6 protein-coding genes and 1 other annotated feature are annotated in these 6,644 nt (G+C 44.4%); of the genes, 4 read left to right on the forward strand and 2 right to left on the reverse strand.

Annotated features, from left to right (window positions below; genetic code table 11):
* On the forward strand, positions 1-356 hold a 356-nt coding region (gene rraA / locus BCU12_RS01630), incomplete at its 5' end, for a ribonuclease E activity regulator RraA (protein WP_102402656.1).
* On the opposite strand, the gene BCU12_RS01635 is transcribed toward rraA, so the two are convergent.
* Positions 357-812 (reverse strand): hypothetical protein, encoded by a 456-nt coding sequence (locus BCU12_RS01635; protein ID WP_102402657.1) that lies wholly within the window; start codon positions 810-812, stop codon positions 357-359.
* A gap of 305 nt (positions 813-1,117) precedes the next feature.
* Positions 1,118-1,232: a sequence feature (Thr leader region), on the forward strand.
* A 29-nt stretch (positions 1,233-1,261) separates the two neighbouring features.
* Here BCU12_RS01635 and thrA point away from each other — a divergent pair.
* The 3 genes from thrA to thrC are packed head-to-tail and all read left to right on the forward strand — an operon-like array spanning position 1,262 to position 5,974.
* Positions 1,262-3,721 (forward strand): bifunctional aspartate kinase/homoserine dehydrogenase I, encoded by a 2,460-nt coding sequence (thrA, locus tag BCU12_RS01640; RefSeq protein WP_102402658.1) that lies wholly within the window; start codon positions 1,262-1,264, stop codon positions 3,719-3,721.
* Positions 3,722-3,737: 16 nt separating this feature from the next.
* Positions 3,738-4,694 carry a homoserine kinase gene (thrB, locus tag BCU12_RS01645; protein WP_102402663.1) on the forward strand — a complete coding sequence of 319 codons (957 nt, stop codon included), beginning with the start codon at positions 3,738-3,740 and terminating at the stop codon, positions 4,692-4,694.
* Entirely contained in the window at positions 4,691-5,974 is a 1,284-nt protein-coding gene (gene thrC / locus BCU12_RS01650) for a threonine synthase (protein ID WP_102402659.1), read from the forward strand. Before thrB ends, thrC begins: the two co-directional genes overlap by 4 nt.
* A 128-nt stretch (positions 5,975-6,102) precedes the next feature.
* On the opposite strand, the gene grcA is transcribed toward thrC, so the two are convergent.
* Positions 6,103-6,480 (reverse strand): autonomous glycyl radical cofactor GrcA, encoded by a 378-nt coding sequence (grcA, locus tag BCU12_RS01655; protein ID WP_102402660.1) that lies wholly within the window; start codon positions 6,478-6,480, stop codon positions 6,103-6,105.
* Between the last annotated feature and the right edge of the window lie 164 nt (positions 6,481-6,644).

Here is a 6,644-nt window from a genome sequence, read left to right on the forward strand (position 1 = left end):
ATCACGATAACTCGAAGGTTCGTGATGTACTTAGCACTGACGGGAGAGGAAAAGTCCTCGTGGTAGACGGCAGTCAGTCGTGCAAAAGAGCATTGATGGGAGATCAAGTCGCAATCAGCGCTATAGAGAATGGTTGGGAAGGCGTGATCATCTTTGGCGCGGTTAGAGATGTGGCTCAACTTTCGCAAATGGATCTGGGTATCAAAGCATTAGGTGCTTGTCCTATAAAAACAGAAAAGAAAGGGGCAGGAGAAATTGGCGTGTCACTAGCGATTCAAAATCAAATGATTCAGCCTGGAGATTTTATCTACGCCGATTGGAATGGTGTTCTGACGTCAAAAGAGATGTTGCTTTAACTAAAAGCGGAAACCCAATCCGAATTCAATTCCTTGCTGCCATTCTTGATAATCAAGTGTGGCATGCAAGTCAATTTTATCTGTTAACTTCATGCGACTAGAAACTTCAGCTGAAATCGCTTCGGACCGAGAGTCTTCAGTCACTTCGGTATGTGTATGTAGAGTACTTTTTACTGAGATACGATTTGATACTTGATAACTGACTCCGCTTAGAAATCCGTTTTCGTTGCTATTGGAATTATTGACTCGTGTACCGACGTAAAGATCAATCTTGTCAAAAACGTTGTAGGCGTATCCGCTATCAATCTTCCAAGAGTCAAAATTGCTTGGTCTTTGCTCGCTTGACATAAAGAGCTTATGGGGAGAATCAGCCTCAAGGCTAGAGAGGGAAGGCAAAGATGTGGCATAGGCATGCGAACACAAAAGCAGTGTGATTAAACTGACTAATATTTTCATGCACCACTCCTTTGTTCTTGTTCTTAGTTCTTTGCTTTTTTCTTATTTTTATTGACCACTATTTTGTTGCAAAGATAAGTAAAGCACAAAAATTGACCTCATGTCTTGTATTGCATATAGCATTTGGTTATGAGAGTGCTCAATTATGGATTGTGTCACTTAAAGATGTTGAATATACGTGTTTTGTTGCTTGAATAACGAGATGACGCTAAAAAAAATAACTTTTGATTGACTCAATCGCACTAAATAAGGTAAACGTATAGGTAATAAAGACGAGGTTAGAGATAACGATATGCGACATAGCCGTTCACTAATAATTACAACCATTATTATTACCGACATGACAATTGTTGGGGCAGGCTGCTAACCGAAAGAAATTCAAAAAAGGCCTGTATCCCACGAGATACAGGCCTTTTTTTATGTCAGATTAAAAACTTTGGAGAGAAGGGATGCGAGTATTAAAGTTTGGAGGTTCATCATTAGCGGATGCTGATCGTTTTTTAAGAGCGGCAGACATCATTGCTAATAATGCGCAGCAAGAAGAAGTGGCGGTAGTACTATCTGCCCCTGGGAAGACAACCAACAAATTAGTCGCGGTGATAGAAGCGGCGCTGCGTAATGGCGAAGCCGATTTACAAATATCTGAGCTAGAGACATCTTTCAAAGATCTGTTTGAACAGATTAAAGCGGAGCTTCCTGGCATATGTGGTAAAGGCTTTACCACGCAGATGAAAACGTCGCTTTCTCAATTGCGTCAGTTTGTTCATGGTATCAACCTGCTTGGCATGTGCCCTAACCACGTAAATGCGCGCATCATCAGTAAAGGTGAGCGAATCTCAATTCAGCTCATGAAAGCGGCGCTGGAAGCAAAAGGGCAACCTGCAAGCCTTATCGACCCTGTTCAATATCTTTACGCTCAAGGTGATCACCTTGAAGCAATGGTTGATGTAGACGTTTCAACCCAAAACTTTAAGCAAAATCCACTTCCAACTGGCCACGTCAACATCATGCCTGGCTTTACAGCCGGTAATGCTAAAGGCGAGTTGGTCACGTTAGGTCGTAATGGCTCTGATTACTCAGCAGCAGTACTTGCAGCCTGTTTACGTGCCGATTGTTGTGAGATCTGGACAGACGTTGACGGCGTATATAACTGCGACCCTCGTCTTGTCGATGATGCTCGCTTACTTAAATCTCTAAGCTACCAAGAAGCCATGGAGCTGTCGTACTTTGGTGCTTCAGTATTGCACCCTAAGACTATCGCTCCTATTGCTCAGTTCCATATCCCATGTTTGATTAAAAACAGCTTTAATCCACAAGGTGCTGGAACACTCATTGGTCAAGATACAGGCGAAGACAACTTAGCGATCAAAGGCATTACCACTCTAAATGACCTGACGATGGTGAACGTTTCTGGCCCAGGTATGAAAGGCATGGTTGGCATGGCAAGCCGTGTATTTGGCGCTATGTCATCTGCAGGCATTTCTATTGTTCTAATCACGCAATCATCTTCAGAATACAGCATTAGCTTTTGTATCGAATCTGCCGACAAACTACAAGCGGAGCAGGTATTGAGTGATGCTTTTGAACTTGAACTTAAAGATGGCTTACTTGAGCCAGTCGAGTTCATGGATGATGTGTCAATCGTGACCTTAGTTGGTGACGGTATGCGCACATCTCGCGGTGTGGCATCTCAATTCTTTGCCTCGCTTGCAGAAGTGAACGTTAACATCGTCGCGATTGCACAGGGCTCTTCAGAACGCGCCATCTCAGCCGTTATTCCAGAAGATAAAATCGCCGAAGCCATCAAAGCTTGTCACGAAAACCTATTCAATTCTAAGCACTTCTTAGATGTGTTTGTTGTGGGTGTTGGTGGCGTTGGTGGTGAATTGGTTGACCAGATACAGCGTCAACAAGCCAAACTCGCCGACAAAGGCATTGTGATCCGCGTCTGTGGCTTAGCAAACAGCAAAGGGTTACTCCTTGATAGTGATGGGCTGCCTCTTGAACATTGGCGTGACCGCATGCAAGGTGCGTCGGAAGAGTTTAGCCTAGCTCGCCTGATTTCTTTGGTACAACGTAATCACATCATTAATCCTGTTCTTGTCGACTGTACTTCTAGTGAAGCAATAGCAAATCAATACGCCGATTTCTTAGGGGCTGGTTTCCACGTGGTTACGCCTAATAAAAAGGCAAACACATCAAGCATGGCTTACTACCACCAGCTTCGTGAGGTGGCACGTAACTCTCGCCGTAAGTTGATGTACGAAACAACCGTAGGTGCAGGTTTACCCGTTATTGAGAATCTGCAGAACCTTATCTCTGCTGGTGACGAACTAGAGAAATTCAACGGTATATTATCAGGTTCACTTTCTTACATCTTCGGTAAGCTTGATGAAGGTATGACCCTGAGCGAAGCAACGAACATTGCTAATGAAAATGGTTTTACCGAACCGGATCCTCGTGATGACCTATCCGGTATGGATGTCGCCCGTAAGTTGCTTATTCTTGCGCGTGAAGCGGGTATGGCGCTAGAGCTTGAAGATGTTGAAGTTGACCAAGCTCTACCACCTGGTTTTGATGACTCTGGTTCTGTTGAAGAGTTTATGGCTCGTCTTCCTGAGGCGGATGCGTATTTCCAAGAGCAGTCAGCAAAAGCGGCTGAAGAAGGCAAGGTGCTTCGTTACGTAGGTGAAATCGCAGAAGGCAAGTGCAAGGTTCGTATTGCTGCTGTTGATGGCGATGATCCTATGTATAAAATCAAAGATGGTGAAAATGCGTTGGCATTTTATAGCCGATACTATCAGCCAATCCCATTAGTTTTACGTGGCTACGGTGCAGGTACGGAAGTGACTGCAGCCGGTGTTTTCTCAGATGTTATGCGTACGCTTGGTTGGAAATTAGGGGTATAAAATGAGCTCAAATGATATGGACGTTGTCGTTTATGCACCTGCATCGATAGGCAACGTGAGCGTTGGTTTTGACGTTCTTGGTGCGGCTGTGTCTCCTGTTGATGGTACTTTGTTGGGCGATCGAGTCTTGGTTAAGTCGGGCAGTGAAGCTTTTAGCTTGAAAACAGCAGGCAGCTTTGTCGCCAAATTACCAACTGAAGCAAAAGATAACATTGTCTACGATTGCTGGGTGGTGTTCGCACGCGAACTCGCCAAAAAGAGTGTTGAACTAAAACCATTAGAGATGACACTTGAGAAGAATATGCCAATTGGTTCGGGGCTAGGATCAAGTGCCTGTTCTATCGTCGCTGCGTTAGATGCGCTAAACCGTTTTCACGGTCAACCACTGAATGAAACTGAACTGCTAGCCCTAATGGGGGAAATGGAAGGCAAAATATCCGGTGGCACTCACTACGATAATGTCGCCCCTTGTTACCTTGGTGGATTGCAGCTAATGCTTGAAGAGCTCGGCATTATCAGTCAGGAAGTACCGTGTTTTGATGAGTGGTATTGGGTTATGGCGTACCCTGGGATAACAGTATCGACTGCGGAAGCTCGCGAAATTTTGCCTTCTCAATACCGTCGTCAAGATATCATCGCACATGGTCGCCATTTGGCTGGGTTTATTCACGCTTGCCATTCAGGGCAACCAGAATTAGCTGCGAAGATGATCAAAGACGTGATCGCGGAACCATATCGTGAGAAACTGCTGCCTGGTTTTGCTGAAGCGCGTAAATACGCGATGTCAGCAGGGGCTTTGGCGACCGGAATTTCTGGAAGCGGGCCAACCTTATTTAGCATTTGCCAAGATAAAGAAGTTGCCGAGCGAGTTGCTCGTTGGCTTGAACAAAATTATGTACAAAATCAAGAAGGATTCGTCCATGTTTGTCGCTTAGACAAGCAAGGCTCGACCGTTACAGGAAGTTCACTATGAAGCTCTACAACATCAAAGAAAATGATGAACAAGTCTCTTTTGGCCAAGCCGTGCGCCAAGGGTTAGGTCGTAATCAAGGTCTATTTTTCCCGTCAGAACTGCCAAAGTTTGATGATATAAATGCATTATTAGCCGAAGATTTTACTTCTCGCAGTGCAAAAATCTTGTCAGCGTTGATTGGTGATGAGCTTTCGCAAGAGGTTGTTAAAGGCCTTGTATCTGAAGCATTTCAATTCCCTGCACCGATTAAGCAAGTGAAAGATGGCGTCTACGCGTTGGAACTTTTTCATGGTCCAACCCTAGCGTTTAAAGACTTTGGTGGCCGTTTCATGGCTCAGTCTCTCGCCGCGGTCTCCGACGGCGGTAAAATCACCATTCTTACCGCGACATCGGGTGATACTGGCGCTGCGGTTGCGCATGCGTTTTATGGTATGGAAGACATCAATGTTGTGATTCTGTACCCGAAAGGGAAAATCAGCCCGCTACAAGAGAAACTCTTCTGTACGCTTGGTAATAATATTCACACGGTTGCCATTGATGGTGACTTTGATGCATGTCAGGCGTTGGTTAAACAGTCTTTTGACGATGCAGCACTGCGTGAAGAGATTGGCCTAAACTCAGCAAATTCAATTAACATTAGCCGCTTAATGGCTCAGATCTGTTACTACTTTGAAGCGGCGGCTCAGCTTAGTAAACAAGAGCGTGAGAATCTAGTTATCTCAGTACCAAGTGGCAACTTTGGTAACCTCACTGCTGGCCTATTGGCTAAAGCGCTCGGTTTACCGATTAAACGTTTTATTGCAGCGACAAACGCGAACGATACTGTTCCACGTTACCTAGAAACAGGCAAGTGGGATCCAAAACCAACAGTTGCAACAACATCGAATGCGATGGATGTGAGCCAACCAAATAACTGGCCACGTATCGAAGAGCTTTGCCAATTGAAAGGTTGGGGCTTAGATACCTTAGGTAAAGGTATGGTGACTGATGAGCAAAGTGCAGAGTCAGTAAAAGAGCTGCATGACGCCGGTTACTTATGTGAGCCTCACGGTGCTATCGCTTATCGTTTACTGGGTGAACAACTGCAAGAAGGTGAAACTGGGCTATTCCTATGTACTGCGCACCCAGCTAAGTTCAAAGAAGTCGTTGATGACATTCTGTCAGCGGATATCGATGTACCAGCGCCATTGGCTAAACATGCCGCGATGGAACTTCTATCAGAAGATTTAGCAGACGACTTTGATGCTTTGAAGGCTGTTTTACGTCGAGTGCAAAAATAGTCTCAAATTGAAAGTCCTCATCTGTTATTGATAAATAGATGTGGACTTTGACTACTATCCAATGAAAATAAAAGCGGCGCTAATAATAGCGCCGCTTTTTTATTTTTGCTTTTTGATTAGCGAACTGATTATAGAGAATCAGTGAAAGTACGTGCGATAACGTCTTTTTGTTGCTCAGTCGTTAGCGAGTTAAAGCGAACAGCGTAGCCAGAAACACGGATAGTTAGCTGTGGGTACTTTTCTGGGTGTGCAACAGCATCTTCCAGAGTTTCACGCTTAAGAACGTTAACGTTCAGGTGTTGGCCACCTTCAATTTTTGGTGGTGTTTCGATAGCAACTTCACGGCTTTCGTACTGGCCTAGATCGTTAATAGCAACGATTTGGTCAGCTTCATAGCCGTTAGCCGCTGCCACACAACGCGCTTCATTCTTCTCGCTATCTAGTAGCCAGATTGAGTTAAGTAGATCGTCGTTTGCAGCTTGAGTAATTTGAATACCTTGGATCATAACTTTCTCCTAGTCCACTTGCGTGGAAATTGTTGTTAAATTTTAAGTCGAGCAGATAATTCTTATCTTATGCCGACCATTCTAATATTGATGTGAGTCAAAACACAACAAAAAACATTAACTTTATTGAGGTTATTGTATTGATCTGGATCAATAAGTTATTG

Origin of the sequence: Vibrio sp. 10N.261.55.A7 (assembly GCF_002877365.1) — a bacterium.
GTDB lineage: Bacteria > Pseudomonadota > Gammaproteobacteria > Enterobacterales > Vibrionaceae > Vibrio.